The 20,424-nt window shown below is 47.4% G+C and carries 16 protein-coding genes; 13 read left to right on the top strand and 3 right to left on the bottom strand.

Annotation, left to right across the window (positions count from 1 at the left end; translation table 11 throughout):
- The first annotated feature begins 20 nt into the window (after window positions 1-20).
- The 4 genes from BMZ54_RS27700 to BMZ54_RS27685 all read left to right on the top strand — a co-directional run bounded on the left by BMZ54_RS27700 (window position 21) and on the right by BMZ54_RS27685 (window position 3,917).
- Complete coding sequence (locus BMZ54_RS27700; RefSeq protein WP_089919669.1) at window positions 21-1,433, top strand: RagB/SusD family nutrient uptake outer membrane protein; 1,413 nt, start codon at window positions 21-23, stop codon at window positions 1,431-1,433.
- A 13-nt stretch (window positions 1,434-1,446) separates the two neighbouring features.
- On the top strand, window positions 1,447-2,616 hold the full coding sequence (locus BMZ54_RS27695) for a TlpA disulfide reductase family protein (RefSeq protein ID WP_089919668.1): 1,170 nt from the start codon (window positions 1,447-1,449) through the stop codon (window positions 2,614-2,616).
- Between the two features lie 146 nt (window positions 2,617-2,762).
- Window positions 2,763-3,230: an ester cyclase gene (locus tag BMZ54_RS27690; RefSeq protein WP_089919666.1), complete on the top strand. Its 468-nt coding sequence runs from the start codon at window positions 2,763-2,765 to the stop codon at window positions 3,228-3,230.
- Between the two features lie 21 nt (window positions 3,231-3,251).
- Window positions 3,252-3,917 (top strand): SDR family NAD(P)-dependent oxidoreductase, encoded by a 666-nt coding sequence (locus tag BMZ54_RS27685; RefSeq protein WP_089919663.1) that lies wholly within the window; start codon window positions 3,252-3,254, stop codon window positions 3,915-3,917.
- Here the strand turns inward: BMZ54_RS27685 and BMZ54_RS27680 are convergent.
- Window positions 3,914-4,276 carry a winged helix-turn-helix transcriptional regulator gene (locus BMZ54_RS27680; protein ID WP_089919661.1) on the bottom strand — a complete coding sequence of 121 codons (363 nt, stop codon included), beginning with the start codon at window positions 4,274-4,276 and terminating at the stop codon, window positions 3,914-3,916. The two genes, BMZ54_RS27685 and BMZ54_RS27680, sit on opposite strands and share 4 nt — an antisense overlap.
- Window positions 4,277-4,388: 112 nt before the next feature.
- Here BMZ54_RS27680 and BMZ54_RS27675 point away from each other — a divergent pair, with 112 nt between their 5' ends.
- From BMZ54_RS27675 to BMZ54_RS27665, 3 genes are all read left to right on the top strand, one after another.
- Window positions 4,389-5,372, top strand: a complete 984-nt coding sequence (locus tag BMZ54_RS27675) for an MBL fold metallo-hydrolase (RefSeq protein ID WP_089919659.1) — start codon at window positions 4,389-4,391, stop codon at window positions 5,370-5,372.
- 189 nt (window positions 5,373-5,561) lie between these two features.
- Window positions 5,562-8,123, top strand: coding sequence for a GH116 family glycosyl hydrolase (locus BMZ54_RS27670; RefSeq protein WP_089919657.1), 2,562 nt, complete (start codon window positions 5,562-5,564; stop codon window positions 8,121-8,123).
- Window positions 8,124-8,162: 39 nt separating this feature from the next.
- On the top strand, window positions 8,163-8,906 hold the full coding sequence (locus tag BMZ54_RS27665) for an SDR family oxidoreductase (RefSeq protein WP_089919655.1): 744 nt from the start codon (window positions 8,163-8,165) through the stop codon (window positions 8,904-8,906).
- On the opposite strand, the gene BMZ54_RS27660 is transcribed toward BMZ54_RS27665, so the two are convergent.
- Window positions 8,903-9,787, bottom strand: a complete 885-nt coding sequence (locus BMZ54_RS27660) for an MBL fold metallo-hydrolase (RefSeq protein WP_089919966.1) — start codon at window positions 9,785-9,787, stop codon at window positions 8,903-8,905. The genes BMZ54_RS27665 and BMZ54_RS27660 overlap by 4 nt on opposite strands.
- A 433-nt stretch (window positions 9,788-10,220) precedes the next feature.
- Between BMZ54_RS27660 and BMZ54_RS33015 the strand changes: the two genes are divergently transcribed.
- The 6 genes from BMZ54_RS33015 to BMZ54_RS27635 all read left to right on the top strand — a co-directional run bounded on the left by BMZ54_RS33015 (window position 10,221) and on the right by BMZ54_RS27635 (window position 17,871).
- A complete protein-coding gene (locus BMZ54_RS33015) occupies window positions 10,221-10,394 on the top strand; it encodes a class I lanthipeptide (protein WP_156093030.1) in 174 nt (57 codons plus the stop codon).
- Window positions 10,395-10,474: 80 nt separating this feature from the next.
- Entirely contained in the window at window positions 10,475-10,675 is a 201-nt protein-coding gene (locus tag BMZ54_RS27655) for a class I lanthipeptide (RefSeq protein ID WP_089919654.1), read from the top strand.
- Between the two features lie 99 nt (window positions 10,676-10,774).
- Window positions 10,775-11,986: a lanthionine synthetase LanC family protein gene (locus BMZ54_RS27650; protein WP_089919652.1), complete on the top strand. Its 1,212-nt coding sequence runs from the start codon at window positions 10,775-10,777 to the stop codon at window positions 11,984-11,986.
- A gap of 35 nt (window positions 11,987-12,021) precedes the next feature.
- Window positions 12,022-15,150, top strand: coding sequence for a lantibiotic dehydratase (locus BMZ54_RS27645; RefSeq protein WP_089919650.1), 3,129 nt, complete (start codon window positions 12,022-12,024; stop codon window positions 15,148-15,150).
- Complete coding sequence (locus BMZ54_RS27640) at window positions 15,150-17,336, top strand: peptidase domain-containing ABC transporter (RefSeq protein ID WP_089919648.1); 2,187 nt, start codon at window positions 15,150-15,152, stop codon at window positions 17,334-17,336. Before BMZ54_RS27645 ends, BMZ54_RS27640 begins: the two co-directional genes overlap by 1 nt.
- Window positions 17,337-17,340: 4 nt before the next feature.
- Entirely contained in the window at window positions 17,341-17,871 is a 531-nt protein-coding gene (locus tag BMZ54_RS27635) for a beta-barrel domain-containing protein (RefSeq protein WP_089919647.1), read from the top strand.
- 19 nt (window positions 17,872-17,890) lie between these two features.
- On the opposite strand, the gene BMZ54_RS27630 is transcribed toward BMZ54_RS27635, so the two are convergent.
- Entirely contained in the window at window positions 17,891-20,299 is a 2,409-nt protein-coding gene (locus tag BMZ54_RS27630) for an ABC transporter permease (RefSeq protein WP_089919645.1), read from the bottom strand.
- Between the last annotated feature and the right edge of the window lie 125 nt (window positions 20,300-20,424).

The following is a 20,424-nucleotide window of genomic DNA, read 5'->3' as shown; positions in this document are numbered from 1 at the left end:
GGCCGTTAAAAATATTACCGATGAAAAGTTTACTGTTAAATACAATTAAGATCGCTGCACTGCTGCTGGTAATGGGCCTGAGCAGCTGTGAAAAATACCTGGACATTGTGCCCAAAGGGAAGAAGATCCCAACCACCCTGGCCGACTTTGACGCCCTGCTGCGGGATGAATATGGTAACCAGCGCATGGATATTACCCAGGCTATTCTTTTGCTGAACGACAAGTTTGAAACCGCCTCAAACCTGAGCTACTATAAGCTGTATAATGCCAATTACAACTGGGATGAAAATGCAGACCGTATTGCATTCAATAACAGTGATGAGGGTACGTATTATAATGCTTACACTGCCATCTCCACCAGTAACCTGATCATTACCAATGCAGGATCCGCCACAGAAAGCAGTGATGCGGACAGGAAGCAGCTGATTGCACAGGCTAAGATCCTGAGAGCGCTGAACTACTTTGTACTGGCCAATTATTATGCTGATACCTACGAGGAAGCCACGGCCGCCGGCAAATTATCTGTACCGCTGATCTTAAGCGCGGATATCGGCGCCGCCTACACGCAGGTGAGCATTAAGGAGCTGTATGACTTTATGCTGAAGGATATTACAGAAGCCCTGCCTGACCTGCGTGCACAGGGAGCCACCATCCTGCATGCAAACATTGGCAGTGCCTATGCGCTTGCCGCCCGCATCCACCTGCAAATGGGACAATACGCCCAGGCCCTGAGCGCAGCCAATGAAGCGCTGAAACAAAATGATAAGCTCTACGACTGGACGGAGTTCTATAACAAATACAAAACACAGATCGAAGCGCCGGATCAATATGTTAATGCACCCTCTCCAATGGGATATGATTTTGTGGAGAACTACAGCTTCCGCCATGGCGGCAGGCAGTACTCCAGCACTGAGGTCAACATCCGTACCGACCGCGCCACACGTTTTGAGCAGGGCGATGCAAGATTTGCCTCCCGCTGGAAGTTAAGGACCGTGGGTGCAGATACGTATTTCAAAAGCATAACCACAGGCTTTTATAATTACGGCGGGTTTACCACCACAGAAGTATACCTGATCAAAGCAGAATGCCAGGCCCGCCAGAACGATATTTCAGGCGCTATGAACACCTTAAATGCCGTTCGGGTAAAACGGATCCTGCCGCAGTATTATACAGCGCTTAGCGCCACCACGGTGCAGGATGCCGTAAAGCTGATCCAGCGCACCAAGGGCAATGAGCTGATCCTGGGTATTACGCCTTTTGCAGACATGCGCCGCCTGAATAAAGATCCGGATTATGCCCGCACACTCACCAAGACAGAAAATGGTGTAAGCCTAAGCCTTTCTCCGGCCTCTCATTTATGGACCATGCCATTTCCCCAGGGCGCTATTAAGAACCCGGGGAATGGAACTATCACACAAAACGTAAACAAGTAAAACCTTAAAGCATATGAAGTTCAACCTAAGAAGCACCCCGTTAATATTATTGCTGTTAGTATTTACATACAGCGGATATGCCCAGTCAAAACCCTTTACCATTACCGGTCTTATAAAAGGACTGCCGGATGGCGCCAAAGTAGAGCTGGTTCCCGGCGCCACCCATCAGGACGAAGCACCGGTGGCAACAGCAACCGTGAGCCAGGGTAAATTTGAATTAAAAGGAGAGGTACCTGAGCCCCGCCTTTTTTATATACGTTTAGCAGAGCCCCGGGGCTATTATTCATTGATGGTGCAAAGCGGGGAGATCTCCCTCACGGGTGATGCCCGGCTTTCAGGGAACGGCGACAATAAATTCTATGAATTTGAGCACATGTTAGTAAAGGGAAGTGATGCGCATACGCAATTCCTTCAGAAAAAAGCGCCCCGGGAAATGCTGGATTCCGTTTACATGGCCAACAGGGAAGCCAGTAAAGAAATTTCAGAAAAGGTGAACGCAGCTTATAAAAACAAAGACACCGTATTGTTGAAGTCTTTGAAGGAAACAGAAGCCTATAAACAAATGGATGCAAGGGAATCTGCTTTCTTTAAGCTGGTTACAGCTACGTTTGAAAAAATTATCCGCGATAATAAAGATACCTGGTGGGGGCCTTTCCTGGCGCTGGATCTGTACAACTATTTTACGCCAAAGGATAAGCCGGTGTACGAACAGTTCTCACAGGAAGCAAAAGATAGTTATTATGGTAAGCTGCTGTACGAGCAGCTGAACCCGAAAGGCTTTGCCGGGCAACCGGCTCCCCTGCTGGATCTAAAGGCAAGCACCAGCATACCTACGGATATTGCCTCGCTGACCAAAGGCCATAAATATGTGCTGGTTGATTTTTGGGCTTCCTGGTGTGGACCCTGCCGCCGAGCTATCCCCGCTATGAAAAGTTCCTATGCGGACTTGCAGGCAAAAGGCGTGCAGATCGTGAGTGTATCTATCGACAAAAAAGAGGCAGACTGGCTGAAGGCGCAGAAAGAAGAAAAGCTGCCCTGGCCCAGCTTCCTGGATAAAGGTAAAACTGCCAATGCCTGGAAGATCCGTGCTATCCCTGCTATGTTCTTACTGGATGAAAAAGGGATTGTGGTAGGAGAAAATTTAACCCTGGAAGAGATCCAGGCAAAAATGAAAGAGAACTAAATACAGTCATACACCAGGAATTATAATTCCCCTGAAGTCTTTCTGAATGTAAAGGAAGATTTCAGGGGATTTTTTTATAAACTGAAAACCTCACCATAGCTATACCTTATCATGCAACGACCTTTGTACGCATAAACAAATGAATTATGACAGTACAACATGAACAGCCAGAAATGGTTAAAGCATTAACGGCAGCAGAGCGTAACGCTATAACAGTTTTTTACAGCGCCTGGAAGAAAAAGCAGCCGGAGCTGCTGGATGAAGTATGCACCCCTGACTGGCAGGACATTCCCCTGGGACCGGGGCAGGCAGAGGGGCCTAAAGGATTACAGGATATTATCCGCGGGTTTTCAGCTACCTTCCCGGATGTGGAAATTGTGATCCATGAAATTTACGGCACCTATGAGCGCGCCGGTGTGCGTGCCTCCTTTGTATTTACGCACAATAACGAGTTAATGGGTATTCCGGCTACCGGGAAAAAAGTAGCCCTGGCCCTGCATGAGTTCCACCACCTGAAGGATGGCAGGCTTACGCATACCTGGCACCTGGAAGATTGGTTCGGGCTGCTGCTGCAAAGCGGTGTTTGGGCAGCAAAAGGTTTAGGTGGTAATTAAAAAAAGTTAAACAACAGCATCATGAACAGGTTAAATAAAACAGCGGTAGTTACGGGTATCAGCAGCGGAATAGGTTTAGCGCTCACTAAAAAACTATTGAACGAAGGTTATAACGTTATCGGCACTACGAGATCTGGCGTATTAAAAGAGCTTTCGCATCCGGATCTGCAGATCATTGCTTTGGAAGCCACAGACCGGCAAAGCAGCCAGCAGGCCGTTGAGCGCATCCTTACATTAACAGGCGGTATTGATCTGCTGATCAACAATGCCGGCGCTGCGCCGGATGTATTTGCCGTGGAGCCGGAGTACCAATCCTTTACACAAACACTCAACACCAATATTACCGGCGCTGTGTTTTTTACAGAGCCTTTACTGGAGCATATCAACGAAGGCGGACAGATAATTTTTATTTCCAGCAATATGGGCCTGCCGGAAAATGCAGCGCCCAATGGCCCCGGTTACCGCTTATCAAAAGCAGCTATTAATATGTATGCAGCCATGCTGGCCACCCGCCTGGCTGATAGCAGCATCCGTGTAATGCCGGTTCACCCGGGCTGGGTACAAACCAAATTAGGCGGCGACCAGGCCCCCTTAACCCCGGAGCAATCGGCCGAGGGCATTTACCAGGGTATTTTAACAGGCACGCAAAGCGGTAAGCTTTGGGATATAACGGCAGCCGTTAACTAACAGGCTATTTGCTCAATAGGGTCCGGTAATTCTTCCATACGCCTTTCCGCCCATTGTTTAACATGATTGATAAAGGGGATCAGCTCTTCGGCAATGGGCGTTAAGGTGTATTCCACTTTGGGAGGTACTTCATGATAAGCTTTCCGTATCACCAGCCCGTCTTCTTCCAGCTCACGCAAGGTTTGCGTAAGCATTTTAGGAGTAATGCCTTTAACCATTCGCTTTAACTCACCGTAACGCACAACTTTGCGTTCATGAATATACCAGATCAGGCGGCATTTATACTTACCGCCTATACGCTGGAAACCATAGTCCACTGCGCAGGAGGCCTGTTTATCTTTCAGATTTGTCTTAGTCATAGACTTTTATTTCACTCATTATCAGCATTAGTATACAAATGGTGCGTAGGTTCCCAAAAAGTGCATACTTGCTACAAAGGTATTACGCATCTACATTTGCAGGTAAAAAAATATGGAAAGAAGAGCTTTGATAAAGAACGGGTTGTTGCTGGGGTTGTCCGCAGCATTGCCCCTGGCGCCGCTGGCGGCTATGATAAAAAGGCGTAAACCCAACGCCTATACGGGCTTTCATGAATTTGAGCTGGGAAAGCTTAAATTAAAAGTGGTAACCGATGGACATATCCTGTTTAAAAAGGTGCAGCCTGGTTTTGCGCCTGGTTTTCCCGCAGCAGCGGTTGAGAAATTATTGAATGAAAACTTTTTGCCTGATTCCGTTGACCTGGGTATTAATGTGCTGATCATTAATACCGGCAGCAAACAGATCCTGGTTGATACCGGCTGTGGAAGCTCCCTGGGAGAAAATTCAGGATGGCTGCTTAAAAACTTACCACTGGCCGGCATTCATCCGCAGGATATTACAGATGTGGTGTTAAGCCACGCTCACCCCGACCACCTGGGCGGCTTACTGGATAAAGATGGCAACATGCCGTTTAAGAATGCGGATATTTATATAGCTCAAAAAGAATACGATTTCTGGATGGTGGCACAGCCGGATTTCTCCAAAAGCAAAATGGATGACCAGGAGCTGAAAGCTTTAGTGATACGCGTTGCGCAGGAAACCCTTACTAAAACCAAACCCAGATTACATTTGTTTGAAGATGGCGATACCCTGTTTGACTGCATAAGACTGAACCTGGCGCCAGGCCATACACCCGGCCATACCGTAACCACCATTTTTTCAGAAGGGCAGGAGCTGGTGCATGTGGCAGACCTGGTACACTCGCCTGTGCTGGTATTTGCGCACCCTGAGTGGGGATTTGAAGGGGATACAAACTTTGAATTAGCGGCTGCTACACGCAGAAAAGTATTAGGTGAGCTGGCGGCCAATAGAAAGCAGGTTTTTTCTTATCATTTACCCTGGCCGGGTCTGGGTCATGTAAGGAAAAAAGAAGATGGTTTTGAATGGGTGCAAACAGGTTTTGCATTGCCCGATTAAATAGCTGCAGGTAATACGATGGCTGCCCCGCCAAGCAGGTAGCCATCGTACGCCGCTATTAAACAGTAATTTTCCCGGAACCTGTAAAAAAAATACAAATTCTGATAAGATGTTGGCTTTACCTGTTTACACAATTGCAGTTCACATCATTATTGCATAAGTTTAGTTCAGGAACTAAAACTTTGCGTTATGAAAAGACCCAACAGGCGCCGCGACTTCCTGAAGAATATTGCGCTGGGCGGCCTTGGCGCCGGGCTTGCACCCTTAACCCTGCATGCTGAAAGCCATAGAACAGAACGGGAAAGAACAATAAAGGAAAACCCTTCACCGCAGCGCAGGTACAACAGCGCCTACACCGGAGAATTCAATAATATGATCGCTTTTCCGGTAGGTGGTATAGGTACCGGCATGTTTTGCGTGGAAGGTACAGGCGCTATCTCTCATATGTCGGTAAGGCATGTGCCGGAAATTTATCATGAGCCGGCCATGTTTGCAGCAATAAAAATAAAAGGCCATGCGCCCCGGGTGCTGGAAGGGAAGGTGCCGGACTGGAAAAAATTCGGGCAGCGTGATTCCGGCTTAGGCGGCAGGGGCGGGGCTACCTGGGGATTGCCAAGATTTGCAGCCGCTGAATTTGAAGCAAGATTTCCTTTTGGAAAAGTAAGCATGAAAGATGAAAGCATGCCGCTTTCCGTAAGCCTGCAGGCCTGGAATCCTTTTATACCCAATGACGAAAACCATTCAGGTTTGCCGGTAGGCGGGCTGGAATATACTTTCAAAAATACCGGCAGCAGCACACAGGAGCTGATCTTCTCTTACCACTCCCGCAATTTTATGCAGCAGCAGGATGCTGCCAATAGTATAGGCGCTATCAGCAATGGTTTTATACTATCTTCTGCAGGTACGCAGCAGGCGCCTTCAAAAGAAGGCCATTTTGCCATCTTCACCAATGAGGGCGCAACCGTGGTAGATCATTGCTGGTTCAGGGGCGCCTGGTTTGATCCGCTTTCTATGGTATGGAACACCGTAAGCGATGGGCAGCTGAGGAACACGCCGCCCGTGAATGCAGATGCACCCGGCGCATCGCTGTATGTGCCTTTTACACTGGCCCCCGGTCAGCAGAAAACCATCCGCTTAATGATGGCCTGGTATGTGCCGCATTCCACGTTAAGGATAGGCGAGTTTGAAAAGGAGGATGAAGCAGATCATTCCGAAGCAAGGTTTTACCGCCCCTGGTACAGCAATCGCTTTAATAGTATACAAAACATTGCGGACTACTGGAAAACCAATTACGAAACACTGCAGCAAAAGTCGTTACTGTTTCAGAAAGCATTTTATAATTCAACATTGCCGCCGGAGGTTTTAGAAGCAATAGCGGCTAACCTTACCATTTTAAAATCTACTACGGTAATGCGGCCTTATGAAGGCCGGTTCTGGGCCTGGGAAGGCTCCGGCGACAGCTGGGGAAGCTGCCATGGCTCCTGCACGCATGTATGGAACTATGCGCAGGCTGTACCGCACTTGTTCCCGGTATTGGAAAGAAGCCTGCGGGAAACAGAGTTTAATGAAGACCAGAATGAAGCAGGGCACCAGGTGTTCCGCGCAAACATGCCCATCACAAAGGTGAAGCACACCTTTCATTCCGCTGCAGACGGGCAGCTGGGAGGCATTATGAAAGTGTACCGCGAATGGAGGATCATGGGCGATGACCAGTGGCTGCAAACCATGTATCCTGCTGTGAAAAAAAGCCTGGACTATTGTATCAAAACCTGGGACCCACGCAAAAAAGGCGTGATAGAAGAGCCGCATCATAACACCTATGATATAGAGTTCTGGGGCGCTACCGGTATGTGCACCAGCTTTTACCTGGGTGCATTACGCGCATTCACTGAAATGTCGGAACATCTGCACCAGGATGCAGCTGCCTATAAGGATCTGTATAATAAAGGCAAACAGCAGCTGGAAACGGAGCTTTATAACGGTGAGTTTTTTATTCAGAAGATCCAGTGGACAGGGTTGAATGCACCTGATCCGGTAAAGGCGCAATCATTCAGCACCGGTTATTCACCGGAAGCTCTGGAGCTGTTAAAAAAAGAAGGCCCTAAATATCAGTACGGCGCCGGCTGTTTATCTGATGGTGTGCTGGGAGCCTGGATAGCACGGGTTTGCGGGCTGGATGATATTATAGATGCCGGTAAAATTAAAAGCCACCTGGCTGCAGTGTATAAATATAACCTGCGGCAGGATCTTTCCTCACATGCTAACCCGCAAAGACCTACGTATGCGCTGGGAAAAGAGGGCGGCCTGCTGTTGTGCTCCTGGCCTAAAGGAGGAAAGCTTTCGCTGCCTTTTGTGTACAGCAATGAGGTGTGGACGGGTATCGAATACCAGGTAGCATCGCACCTGATCTTTATGGGTGAGGTGGAAAAAGGCCTGGATATTGTAAGAACATGCCGGGACCGGTATAATGGTAAAGTGCGTAACCCGTTCAATGAATATGAATGCGGGCATTGGTATGCAAGGGCAATGTCCAGCTATGGATTGCTGCAGGCTTTAACCGGCGTACGTTATGATGCAGTTGAAAGAACATTGTACGTAGATTCAAAGGTGGGCGACTTTACCAGCTTCCTGAGCACGGAAAGCGGTTTCGGAAATGTAAGCCAGAAGAATGGAAAGGTGCGGTTTAATGCAGTAAGCGGTAAGCTGGATATAAAAAAAATTGTGGTGTCAGGCCGGGTGCAAGCTGTGTAGTTATGTTTTAACTTTATTCCCTCAATAAAAGCGCCCGTTATGACAACATTTGCAAATGATGCCCTCAAGGGTAAAACCGCTATTGTAGTAGGTGGTTCAAGAGGTATTGGAAAGGCCATCGTAGAACGTTTAGCCGCGGCCGGAGCCGCCGTGGCCATTAATTATGTGAACAGCGCCGCTGCTGCGGAACAGATCGCAGAAAAGATCAGGCAGCAGGATGGTAAAGCCATTGCCATACAGGCAGATATCTCTCAGCTGCCGGCTATCAAAACACTTTTTGAAAAAGCGGAAGCATCATTAGGGAAACCTGATATCGTAATTGCCAATGCCGCCAGCTATATCCCCGCTTTATTATCCGAAGCCACGGAAGAGCAATATGACGCTGTGTTCAACACCAATGCAAAAGGTATATTTTTCGTGTTGCAGGAAGCCGCCAGAAGGGTAAAGGATGGCGGCCGCATCATCGTAACCTCTACCGGCGGCACACAAATGTATTTTTCCATGAACGCCATTTACCTGGGTAGTAAAGGAGCGATAGAGCAATTTGTAAGAGTGCTGTCCCGGGAATTAGGAGAGCGCAACATTACAGTCAATGCAGTATCTCCGGGTTTTACGAATACGGATCTGTTACCGGAGCGCGACCGGGCGGTGGCTGCGGCCATGTCTCCTTTTAAACGGGTAGGAGAGCCGGAAGATGTAGCCGATGTAACTGTTTTCCTGGCCAGCGATGCGGGCAGGTGGATCACCGGGCAGAATATAGGAGCCGGAGGAGGCGTGTTTTAGATCGTATTATTAATTGGCTCCCCGGCCAGTATATTCCTGTTTACCTCGCCAGGCAAAACGCGGTAAACAGGAATTTTTATTTTTAGCTGATCGCATAAAGTTCTTATGCTCCTGTCAATTTCTTCATTTGAATAGCGGGACGAGAAATGCCCCAGGATCAGCGTTTCAATATTCAGACGGGAAACCATTCTTAAAACCTGCTCTAAATTACTGTGTTTATTCCGGTGGGTGTTTGCATGGTTCAGCTCCTGTTCTCCTAAAAAGGTAGCTTCATGGATCAGTATTTTTGTGTTGTTCCATCGTTCAGGATCATCCACCGGCGTGTCTCCTGAATAGGTTAGTATATTGGTCCTGATCTGTTCTGTCATGCGCTCCTTGCCAATTTCCGCGATCCGCTGTAAGATCTCTTCCTGTGATAAGCCGGCGTATTCTTTTTTCAATTTGTTCTTTACCTGGTACACCTGGTAACCAAAACTTTTAAAAACATCCTTTTCTGCCGGTACATGATTATTCCTGATGGACTGCACATACAGGTCGTCCTTTATTTGAATGTGCGCATTTTCTTTGATGCCTTTCCAGGTAGTGCCGCTTACATGCGGATCAAAATTTTTTGAAAAGGTTTCTATGGCAGGAAAAGAGCTGGAATTAAAAGGATAGAAGATCTTGGGAAAACCCTCCCTGGCATTCAGCTGGTTGAATTGCAGCAGTCCTGTTAAATGATCCCGGTCTGCATGAGAAATAAAAACGTTATCTATTTTTCTTGCTTTTTGTAGTAAAGCAGCCGTGATGCCATCGCCAGCATCAAACAGCAATCCTAATTCTTCAACGAAATACCAGGTTGAAAATAATGCCGTTGAATATCCCGTGATGGTGAGTTTCATGATAATGCTTCTTTGTAAATATTGCGGATCCCGGGTAAGTACTTCTGCCCATACACGTAACAAAAATAATTTTTAAAAACATTTTTTTTTACAAGATCAATTTACTTAACTTCAGAATCTCAAATTGCAAATCTCAAATAACCCGTCACTTATGCGTTTACTTACATAGAGCAAGGATGGTATTTATAAAGTTACCCCTGCGCCCATTATCTAAACCGTCGTAACATAGCAAACCTGTAAACCCTTAACAGATCATAACCCGTAATTCCTCACATATGAGAAAAAGGAAAATTTCACTATTCCCCCTGGCAGGCTAGACTGCATTTTTTGCTGGTCTTCATTAAACACGTCTGATTTTTTAACCCGGACAGGCTATAACCGGCTGCCCTACAATGGCGGCAGGGGAAGGTTTTGTCCATAAATCCCAGTTTTTATGAAAAAGAAAAAGATCGAGCTCAGTAAAAAATTATTACTGAAAAAAGAAACCATTGTTGAGCTGAATCAACAGCAACAGGCAAAAGTAGCAGGTGGCGGCCCCTTAACCTGGTGGAGTGCATGCTGCGTAGAAACTGATGAAGTTACCTGTCCGGCGGATTGCGTAAGATAGTAACACCTCCTTTCACAGAAGCTGAACAACCACCCCATGGCTATAGACAGGGGAGGACCCTCATGTAAAAATTTACCATCATGAAAAAGAAAAAAGTAGACCTCAGCAAAAAGCTGCTGTTTAGCAAAGAAACCATTGCACAGCTTACAGCAGATCAGCAGGCACAGGTAAATGGCGGCGCCGCAACCCTTGCAGCTACCTGCACAGAAGACACCCGTTTAATATCCAGCTGCAGGGCTACCAGTCCTGGCCCCGGCCGTCCCTGCTGCATGATACCCTGATAGCAGGCCCCGACAATTTTAAGGAACAGGGATGAGTGGTCCCTGTTCCATTTTTCATAATCCGGAAACTGTTTACAGACATTAAACAGCCGCTGAAAAATGAATATGATAGCCACACAGCTGCGGAACATCTATAATGATCTTATTCCCCTGCTGGACCAGCAGAAATATGATCCCGATATTAGCGGCAGCTTATTTAAAGGCCCATGGGGCGCCTTGCTCTTTATGTTCTACTATGAGCAGTATGCAGACCAGGAGGCGGATAATGCTGTAGCCCTGCTGCAAAAGATCTATGCCGGTTATACTCCTCATGAAGGACTGAATTATTCTTTTTGTTCAGGCCATACAGGCCCGTTCTGGCTGCTGGAGCATCTGAGCAGGCATGAGTTCCTGGAAATGGATCTTGATGTGCTGACAGCTGAATTTATTTCCACTACTATTGAACAAAGCCGGTTCCACCTGCAATGGAAGAACTTTGATTTCCTGCACGGCAGTATAGGCATGTGTAATTTTCTGCTGCCTTTTTCAGCCAGGGAGGAGGTGCATACGCACCTGGTATTTTTTGCGGATCAGCTGATGGCCGCCAGCAAGCTAACACCCCTTGGCAGAAGCCTTCCCATTTTTTATACGCACGAACAACCTGCAGGCACTTATGTAGATGCCTTTAGCCTCGCGCATGGCAGTTGTGCTGCATTAATACTGCTGGCAAAAATATACAAGGCGGGTATTGCTGAAAAAACATGCCGGCAGCTCATTACGGAATGTATCCCCTTCATATTGCAGCATAAGATCCCGGTGTCCGGTAACGGCCTGCATGCTATGTACCCGGCTATACTGGATGGGAAACAGTCCAGCGTCAATAGCCGCCTGGCATGGTGTTACGGCGATCTGAATGTAGCATGGACCTTATGGTACTGTGGTAAAGTATTGGATGAAAAGAGCTGGATGAGTGAGGCCCTGGAGATCATGCGTTATAATACCCGGCGTTTAACCAATGAAACTGCCGGTGTAATAGATAACTGCATTTGCCATGGGTCCAGCGGTATTGCCGCCTTTTACCGCAAGTTCTGGTTTGAAACAGGGGAGCAATCCTTTTATGATTGCGCTGCTCATTGGCAGCAAAAAGCAGTGGAGCTTATCGCTTTTTCAGAAGAAGAGGGTAAGCACGGCATTCGTGTATGGCAGGGCAAGGATAAGCTATGGGATTACTCCTGGGACCTGCTGGATGGCGGCAGTGGCGTAGGATTGTCATTATTATCGCATTTACAGGATCATCCATTACCGTGGGATGAATGTTTCCTGCTTTCATGAACCACGTTTATCAATAAAATTTTAAAGGATCTGTTATGGCTTTATCGCATACAGGATTCTTCCTATTGAGAAGTCCGCTTTTTCCCATAAAACAGTACCGCCGGGTGCTGGATAATAACCTGCAGGCGCTGGCGCAGGAGTTTCCTGTGTTCCTGTACGCTTTGTCTGTTGCTTCCAGAGAGCTGCTCAAAGAGCTGGAACGTTACCTGGCGGATCCTGCTGCTTTTACACCGAAGAAAACAGAAAAGCTGCACCGCTCCCTGTATAAATATTGGGTGAGGGCATGCACCCGCAGCACGCCCTACGGCCTGTTTGCCGGCTGCACTACCGGAACGGTAGGCGAAACAACTGCCTGGCAGCTGGCGCCACTGGCGCAGGCACGGCAGCATGTGCGCCTGGATATGGATTACTATACCAGGATCTGTCATCATATTCAACGCCTGCCAGCAGTAAGTGAAACGCTTACCTGGTATACCAATAACAGCGTATACAAAAGCGGGGATAAGTTCAGGTATGCGGAATATATTATTGCCAATAACCGGCGTAAGTACCTGTTAACAGCAGTGGCCGATTCCGTATTTATACAAAAGATCATCCGCGAAGCATGCAATGGTTTAACTATGCAGGAAATGGTGCAGCTGATAGCCGCTGAGGATGATTCCATTACTGCAGAAGAGGCACGTGCTTTTGTAAATGAGCTGATAGATGCGCAGCTACTGATCGCAGAAATTGAACCCCGCATTACAGAAACAGATAACCTGCAGGCCCTTGTAAACCGCCTTTCATCCATTGAAGCAGCAACCCCTGTAAAAGACCGCCTGCAGCAGCTGCAGCGCCTGTTTCAGCAACAGGATTTTGACCAGGCACGTTTAACCACTATTCATGATATCTGTAATGCCGCTTTTTCCTTGGATACACCGAAAGACCTGCTGCAGGTTGACCTGTTTAAAACCGCTGCTGCCTGCACTATCAGCGAAAAACTCTTAAACGGTATACTGCAGCAGGTAAGTGAGCTAATGGCCCTTTGCCAGGGATATGCAAAAGGTGGGAACACAGAGCTGGCCGGTTTTGTAAGCCGTTTCAAAGAACGCTATGAATCGCAGGAAGTGCCGCTTAACCTGGTACTGGATGGTGAAACCGGCATTGGTTATGGCAGTAACCTTGACAGTACTATTCATGCGCCCTTTGTAGAAGATATAGCCGGCAGTGGTGCAGAAAATACTATGACCACAGTAACCTGGTCGCCCATGCAACAGCTGTGCCTGGAAAAGTATGAGCACTACCTGCGTACAGGCGGCTCCGTTACCATTACCGGCGAAGAGCTTAAGAAGTTAGGCGATCCGGAACAGCTGCCCTTTGCACGCAGCAGCTACCTGTTTGGCTCTTTATATGCCAATACAGCTGCAGATGCGGATAACGGCGTTTATACCTTTGCGTTACAGTCTGTGGGCGGCCCTTCTGCTGCTAACCTTTTAGGCCGCTTTTGCAGCGGGGACGGGCATTTAGCCGGCCATGTACAGGCCGCGCTGGCAGCAGAGGAAGCCGCATACCCCGATGTTATTTTTGCAGAAGTGGTGCACTTTCCCGAAGCCCGTGCCGCCAATGTGCTGATACGGCCGCCTTTACGGCAATATGAAATTCCCTACATAGGTGTGTCCGGTGTACCGTCAGCCTGCCAGATACCGGTATCAGACCTCATGGTATCTGTACAGGATAATGAAGTGGTGCTGAGGAGTAAGCGCCTGAATAAGCGCGTTATTCCCCGCCTTAGCTCAGCCCATAACTATAGCTTTAATAGTTTACCGGTTTATAAATTCCTGTGCGATCTGCAGCACCAGTCGCTGGTATCATACCTTTCCTGGGATTGGGGTGTGTTGGCCGGCCGTCCCAGCCTGCCGAGAGTAACCTACAAAAATATTGTTGTATGCCGCGCCAGCTGGACCATAACGCAAAAAGACCTGGAACCAGCCGGTAATAAGGATACGGATCCGCTGCAGCGTTTTGAAAAGTACCGGCAGCAACAGGGCATTCCTGATAAGGTATTATTATCTGAAGCAGATAATGAGCTGTTGCTGGATCTTACACAACCTATAGCGGTTGGTATTTTGCTGGATCATATTAAGCGCACCAATACGGGAAAGTTAAAAGAGTTCCTGGCAGCAGAGCAGCACGGTATGCTGCGGGATGAGGAGCATGAGGTATATGCACATGAGCTGCTGGTGCCTTTGATCTATACTTCCGCTAACACCAATATCTTACCAATGGCGGCAAAGCAGACAACAACCGGTTTAACACGGAGTTTTGCCCCGGGCAGCGAATGGATGTACCTGAAGGTGTATTGCGGTTACCGCGTGGCAGAAGGACTGCTGGCTGGTTTCTTTGCGGAGCAGGTACCCCTATGGCAGGAAGACGGGCTGTTTGAACAGTTCTTTTTTCTGCGGTATGGCGATCCCCAGCCGCATATCCGCTTAAGATTTCTGAATAAGGAGCATCCTGCTAATAACGACGTGCTTTTACACCGCATACAAACAGCGCTGCAGCCGTATATAAGGTCAGGCCAGGTACAAAAGCTGCAATGTGATACTTATGTACGTGAAATAGAGCGCTATACCGCTGCTGCCATGCTGCAAAGCGAAGAAATGTTCTTTGCAGACAGCATAGCGGTACTAGGTATTATCAGTTTGCTGGAAGGCGCTGAGGGAGAGGAGTACCGCTGGAAGCTGGCCCTGCGGGGTATGCATATGATGCTGGATGATTTTGGGTTAACCCTGCCGGAAAGGAAACAATTGCTGGCTTCCTTAAGAACAGCTTTTGTTACGGAATTTGGCGGAGCAGAGCTGTTGCATAAACCGCTCAATGATAAATACCGCAAACACCAGCAGCAGATATTGTCTTACCTGAATGCTGCCGATGATGACCGCAATGATATTGCCGAAGCAGTGGATCTTTTTCAGCAGCGTTCACAGACTGCACAGCCATTGGCTTTACAGATGCGCGCGGATTGCGGCTCGCCGGACATATACCTGCGCATTATTGCCAGCCATTTGCATATGTTCATGAACCGCTTATTCATTGGCAAGCAACGGAAGCATGAGCTGGTGCTGTATCATTTCCTGGAAAAATATTATTTATCACAACTGGCGCTGGTAGCCGCTACCAAGTAATGGGATTCTTTTTCTATAAACAGATGGACGCTATGGATTGCGGACCTACCTGCCTGCGCATGGTAGCCCGCCACTATGGCCGCAGCTACTCGCTGGAATACCTGCGGCAGCAGGCAAGCATTACCCGGGAAGGAGTGAACCTGCTGGGCATTAGCGAGGCAGCTGAAAAAATTGGCTTCCGTACCAATGCGGTGCGTATCACCTTTGAGCAGCTGGATGAGCAGGTAGACCTGCCCTGCATACTCCATTGGAACCAGCAGCATTTTGTAGTGCTGCCCCCGCAGGAATATAACCGGCATAAAAAGGGGGAGAAGATCCTGGTGGCAGACCCGGGGCATGGACTGGTAAAGGTGGATAAGGAAACTTTCCTGGACTGCTGGCAGGGTAATAGCAATACCGGCACCATATTAATGCTGGAACCTACCGCGGCCTTTTATCAAAAGGAAGCAATGCAGGAAGCAGCCACCGGTTTCCGTTTTCTGTTCAATTACATAAAACCCTATCGCAAATATATTGTCCAGCTATTTTTAAGTGTGCTGGTGGCCAGTGTGCTGTCGCTCACATTACCTTTTCTTACCCAAAGCCTGGTAGACTATGGCATTAACCGCAACAACACGGGCTTTGTATACCTGGTGCTGGTATCCCAGCTGTTGTTATTTGCCGGCTCCACCGCCATTGAAATGATCCGCAGCTGGATCCTGCTGCATATGAACAGCCGGATCAACATCCACATCATTTCCGATTTCCTGATCAAGCTGATGAAATTACCGATCCGTTTTTTTGATACAAAAATGATCGGCGACATTCATCAGCGCATCGGCGATCATACCCGCATACAGAACTTCCTGACCGGTACCACACTGTCCACCCTTTTTTCTTTTGTGAACCTGTTGGTGTTTACCGTAGTGCTGGCCGTGTACAGCCTGAAGATCTTGCTGGTATTTGTACTGTTCAGCGCCGCTGCTATTGGCTGGATCCTCTTTTTCCTGCGGCGCCGTAAAGCGCTGGACTATAAACGCTTTCAGCGCATGAGCGAGAACGAGAATATTTTATTTGAGCTCATCACCGGCATGCAGGAGATCAAATTAAATAACTGCGAAACAGCCCGGCGCTGGGAATGGGAACAGGTACAGGCGGGGCTTTTTAAGGTGAATGTAAAGAACCTGGCATTAGGGCAATACCAGCAGCTTGGTTCGGTTTTCTTTCACCAGCTGAAAAATATCCTGATCTCTTTTATAACCGCCCGGGAAGTCATGAACGGGCACCTTACGCTGGGCATGATGTTATCTGTGAGCTACATCATAGGACAGATGAACAGCCCCCTGGATCAGCTGTTAACCTTTATACAATCCGCCCAGGATGCAAAAATGAGCCTGGACCGTTTAGGCGAGATCCATAACCGGCAGGAGGAAGAGCGGGCCGGCCAGGAGGCGCTGCCAGCAGGCAATGGCGATATACGCCTGGAAAATGTATCCTTCCAATATGGGCCTAAACAATCTCCTTTTGTTTTAAAGAACATTAACCTGGTGATACCGGAAGGAAGGGTGACCGCTATTGTGGGCACCAGCGGCAGCGGTAAAACTACCCTGTTAAAATTACTGCTGCAATTCTATGAGCCGGGCAACGGTCAGGTATGGGTAGGCAACCGGCGCTTACAGGAAATATCGCCCCGCTGGTGGCGGCGGCAATGTGGCAATGTAATGCAGGACGGTTTTATTTTTTCAGGCTCCATTGCAAAGAACATTGCTATCAGTGATGAAAAGCCCGACAAGCATAAATTAATACATGCAGCGGAAGCAGCCAACATACGCGATTTTATAGAGGAGCTGCCATTGGGCTACCAGACTAAGATCGGAAATTCAGGTGGCGGCATCAGCGCAGGACAAAAACAGCGTATACAAATTGCGCGCGCCATTTATAAAGATCCCCGCTACTTATTTTTTGATGAAGCTACCAGCGCGCTGGATGCCAACAATGAAAGCATTATTATGCGTAACCTGGAAGCGCTTTTTGAAGGCAAAACTGTGGTGGTGATCGCACACCGGCTAAGCACGGTAAAACATGCAGACCAGATCGTGGTGCTGGAAAAAGGAGAGATCGTAGAAGTGGGTACGCATGCCACGCTTACCGCACAAAAAGGAAATTATTTTGAACTGGTAAAAAATCAGCTGGAGCTGGGAGGATGATCATATGCCGTTTGTTCAGCAACATAAAACCGATTTAAATGGCCATGCCACTCATCACTCCCTGGAAGAGGTGCGGAGTGAAGCTGTGCAGGAGATCATGGGGAAAATGCCGCCCTGGATCATCCGCATTGGTATTTACCTGGTAGCGCTGCTAACAGCAGCAGCATTGGCAGGCGCATGGTTCTTTCATTACCCGGAGATTGTAACGGCGCCTGTGGTGGTGCGGCAACAGCTGGCAGCAGCTAACATTCCGGCCGCCGCTGCCTGGAAAGTAAAAGCCGGTCAGCAGGTATTGATCCGGCTTACTGCCTATCCGAAAGAGGAATTTGGAATGCTGCAGGGTACTGTGCTGAGTATGAGCGCCACTGAAACGGGTACAGGCTTCCTGGTAAGTATACAGTTAACGCATGACCGGGTTACCAGCGCTGGTAAAAAGATCCCCCCTCATCCGCAGCTGGATGGAACCGCCGAAATTATGGCTGAGGATAAAAGCATAGCAGCGCGGTTATTTGGTAAGTTCTGGAAAATGAAATAAAAGGATCCCGGATGGTCCATCATTCACTCCGCAACGACTTTACGGGGTCGGCCAATGCTGCTTTGATGGCCTGCAGGCTCACGGTTACCAAAGTAAGCATGATAATAGCGGCGCCCGAAACCAGGAATACGGCGGCATCTACGTTTACACGATAGGCAAAGCTTTGCAGCCATTGATTAGTTGCCCACCAGGCCAGCGGAAAAGCTGCAAGTACGGCAAGCATTACAAGTTTTAAAAAGTCTTTTGTCAGCATTAACGTAATACTGTTTACAGAAGCGCCTACCACTTTGCGGATACCAATCTCTTTTTTTCTTTTTTGTGCGGTAAATGCAGTAAGACCAAAAAGGCCCAGACAGGAAATGATGATAGTTATAACGGCAAAATACCGGGACAGTACGGATACTTTTTGTTCTGACGCATACATAGTCTGGTAATCCTCATCCAGGAACTTATACTCAAATGGAAGCCCTTCATTAAAATGCTGGTAGAGTTGTTCCAGCTTTGCCAGGGTTTGCTGTTCAGTACCGGCCTTTATTTTTACCAGGATAGTTTTGTTGCGGGTGGAATATTCCAGGAATGCAGGACCTACTTTTTTATAGAGAGATTCAAAATTAAAATCCTTTACAACTCCAATGATCTGTTTTTTACGCCCCCAGAGTGAAACTATTTTGCCAACAGGATCTGTAATGCCCATTCTGGCAATGGCTGCTTCATTGAAAATAACAGCAGAACTATCCGCACCAAATTTGTCCGAAAAAGTACGGCCTGTAGCCATTTTTAATCCCAGTATCTCCATATATCCAAGATCGCCGCTAACCCCAAAATATTCTATACCTAAATTGGGATCTTTCCCTTCCCATGAAATGCCGCCGCCGCTGTGGCCTGAATGGCCTAAAAGATCACCTTGCATACTGGAGGCATTTATAACACCGGGAATATTCCTGGCTTCAGCAAGGAAGGTCTGAATATTATCCTGCAGTTTCCCAACATTGGCAAACCGGATGATATTATCTTTATTATAGCCAAGATTTTTTGTTTGTATCAGCTTCATTTGCTGATATACAACAATAACCGCAATAATGAGTATGACTGAAATAGTAAATTGAAAAACAACCAAACCTTTCCTTATGATGGATTCACTCGCGGAAGTATGCAGCTTCCCTTTCAGCACAGCAGTGGGCCTGAAGCCGGAGAGATAAAGCGCCGGATAGCTGCCGGCAATAATACCGGTAATAACCGCAATGCCTAATAGTGAAAGGACAAAGCCCGCGTTGAAGCTGAGTGACAGCTGTTTTCCGGTAATTTCTTTAAAAACCGGAAGTAATAAAAAGGTTATTAATACGGCAATTGCCAGCGACAGGAAAGACATTAACATAGATTCTCCCATGTATTGCAGGAGCAGCATTCTCCTGGGTGCGCCGATCACTTTTCTTATACCCACTTCCTTCATTCTTCCGGAAGCTTTTGCCGTAGAAAGGTTCATGAAATTAATACATGCGATCACCAGTATGAAAATAGCAATGATGGAAAAAAGGCGTACATACTCAATTCTGCCGCCAATAGATTTTCCATTTTCAAAATTATTGTGCAGGTACCCGTCTGAATATTTCCGGACAAATAGGCTTCCTTCCCATTTTGACCAATATTCAGAACCAGGTATGTTCTTTATTTTTGATCTTGTAAAATCCCTGATCTTATTGTTGAAGGCATTTACATCCGTACCTTTTTTCAGGATCAAATAAGTATGCACACTATTATTTCCCCAGTTATAAATATCGCCCACCCCACCAATCTCTTTGTCAACATATACCCTATAGTTAAATGCAAGATCAAACTGGTCCGTTGCATTGGATGGAGGCGCTTCATATACGCCGCTAATGGTGTAAGCGCCATTAAAATCCCCGCCGGCATCCCAGGTGAAGGCTTTGCCGGTCAGGTTATGAGTGGTGTTAAATACTTTCAAAGCAAGTTTATCTGAGATCAGCACCCCGTATTTATCAGCCAGCACCTTGTCTTTACTCCCCTCAATAAGGCGGTAGGAAAATACGTTCAGGAAATCATTGCTCACAAAACGCCATGCTGCTTTCATATGTTTTTCACCAACTGAAAGGATCCCCGTCTCACCTTCTTTTCTTATGGCAACCGCATGCTCAACTTCAGGGAATGATTTGGATAGTTCATCGGCTAAAACGCCTTGTGCAGTTGCCCATACAGCAGTGGTGCCATCTCCGTTGGGAGCCGCTTTCATTACCTGGTATAGCTGGCTGTCCTTTTCATTAAACCGGTCCACATGCAGTTCATCATTTACCCACAGATATATCAGCAGCACACAGGCCAGCCCTGTTGACAAGCCTATTAAGTTAAGCAGGGTAAACTGTTTGTCTTTTATGAGATTACGCCAGGCAACTTTAAAGTAATTTCTTATCATTCAGGTGGGATTTGATGGTTATTCTATAAAAAAAATGCCATCTTCTATAATTATTAATAACCAGCTGGTTATGATTTTACAAAATTAAGTAGGTGTCCGTTTATGATACACGGCATGTTCAGTTT

The organism is Chitinophaga rupis (assembly GCF_900109685.1).
Classification (GTDB): domain Bacteria; phylum Bacteroidota; class Bacteroidia; order Chitinophagales; family Chitinophagaceae; genus Chitinophaga; species Chitinophaga rupis.
The sequence above is the reverse complement of the archived record's forward strand: the minus strand, read 5'-3'. Positions and strand labels throughout refer to the sequence as shown.

Excerpts from the sequence above, each read along its gene's own strand:
- BMZ54_RS27700 (WP_089919669.1), top strand. The coding sequence starts at position 21 with ATGAAAAGTTTACTGTTAAATACAATTAAGATCGCTGCACTGCTGCTG.
- BMZ54_RS27695 (WP_089919668.1), top strand. The coding sequence starts at position 1,447 with ATGAAGTTCAACCTAAGAAGCACCCCGTTAATATTATTGCTGTTAGTA.
- BMZ54_RS27690 (WP_089919666.1), top strand. The coding sequence starts at position 2,763 with ATGACAGTACAACATGAACAGCCAGAAATGGTTAAAGCATTAACGGCA.
- BMZ54_RS27685 (WP_089919663.1), top strand. The coding sequence starts at position 3,252 with ATGAACAGGTTAAATAAAACAGCGGTAGTTACGGGTATCAGCAGCGGA.
- BMZ54_RS27680 (WP_089919661.1), bottom strand. The coding sequence starts at position 4,276 with ATGACTAAGACAAATCTGAAAGATAAACAGGCCTCCTGCGCAGTGGAC.
- BMZ54_RS27675 (WP_089919659.1), top strand. The coding sequence starts at position 4,389 with ATGGAAAGAAGAGCTTTGATAAAGAACGGGTTGTTGCTGGGGTTGTCC.
- BMZ54_RS27670 (WP_089919657.1), top strand. The coding sequence starts at position 5,562 with ATGAAAAGACCCAACAGGCGCCGCGACTTCCTGAAGAATATTGCGCTG.
- BMZ54_RS27665 (WP_089919655.1), top strand. The coding sequence starts at position 8,163 with ATGACAACATTTGCAAATGATGCCCTCAAGGGTAAAACCGCTATTGTA.
- BMZ54_RS27660 (WP_089919966.1), bottom strand. The coding sequence starts at position 9,787 with ATGAAACTCACCATCACGGGATATTCAACGGCATTATTTTCAACCTGG.
- BMZ54_RS33015 (WP_156093030.1), top strand. The coding sequence starts at position 10,221 with ATGAAAAAGAAAAAGATCGAGCTCAGTAAAAAATTATTACTGAAAAAA.
- BMZ54_RS27655 (WP_089919654.1), top strand. The coding sequence starts at position 10,475 with ATGAAAAAGAAAAAAGTAGACCTCAGCAAAAAGCTGCTGTTTAGCAAA.
- BMZ54_RS27650 (WP_089919652.1), top strand. The coding sequence starts at position 10,775 with ATGAATATGATAGCCACACAGCTGCGGAACATCTATAATGATCTTATT.
- BMZ54_RS27645 (WP_089919650.1), top strand. The coding sequence starts at position 12,022 with ATGGCTTTATCGCATACAGGATTCTTCCTATTGAGAAGTCCGCTTTTT.
- BMZ54_RS27640 (WP_089919648.1), top strand. The coding sequence starts at position 15,150 with ATGGGATTCTTTTTCTATAAACAGATGGACGCTATGGATTGCGGACCT.
- BMZ54_RS27635 (WP_089919647.1), top strand. The coding sequence starts at position 17,341 with ATGCCGTTTGTTCAGCAACATAAAACCGATTTAAATGGCCATGCCACT.
- BMZ54_RS27630 (WP_089919645.1), bottom strand. The coding sequence starts at position 20,299 with ATGATAAGAAATTACTTTAAAGTTGCCTGGCGTAATCTCATAAAAGAC.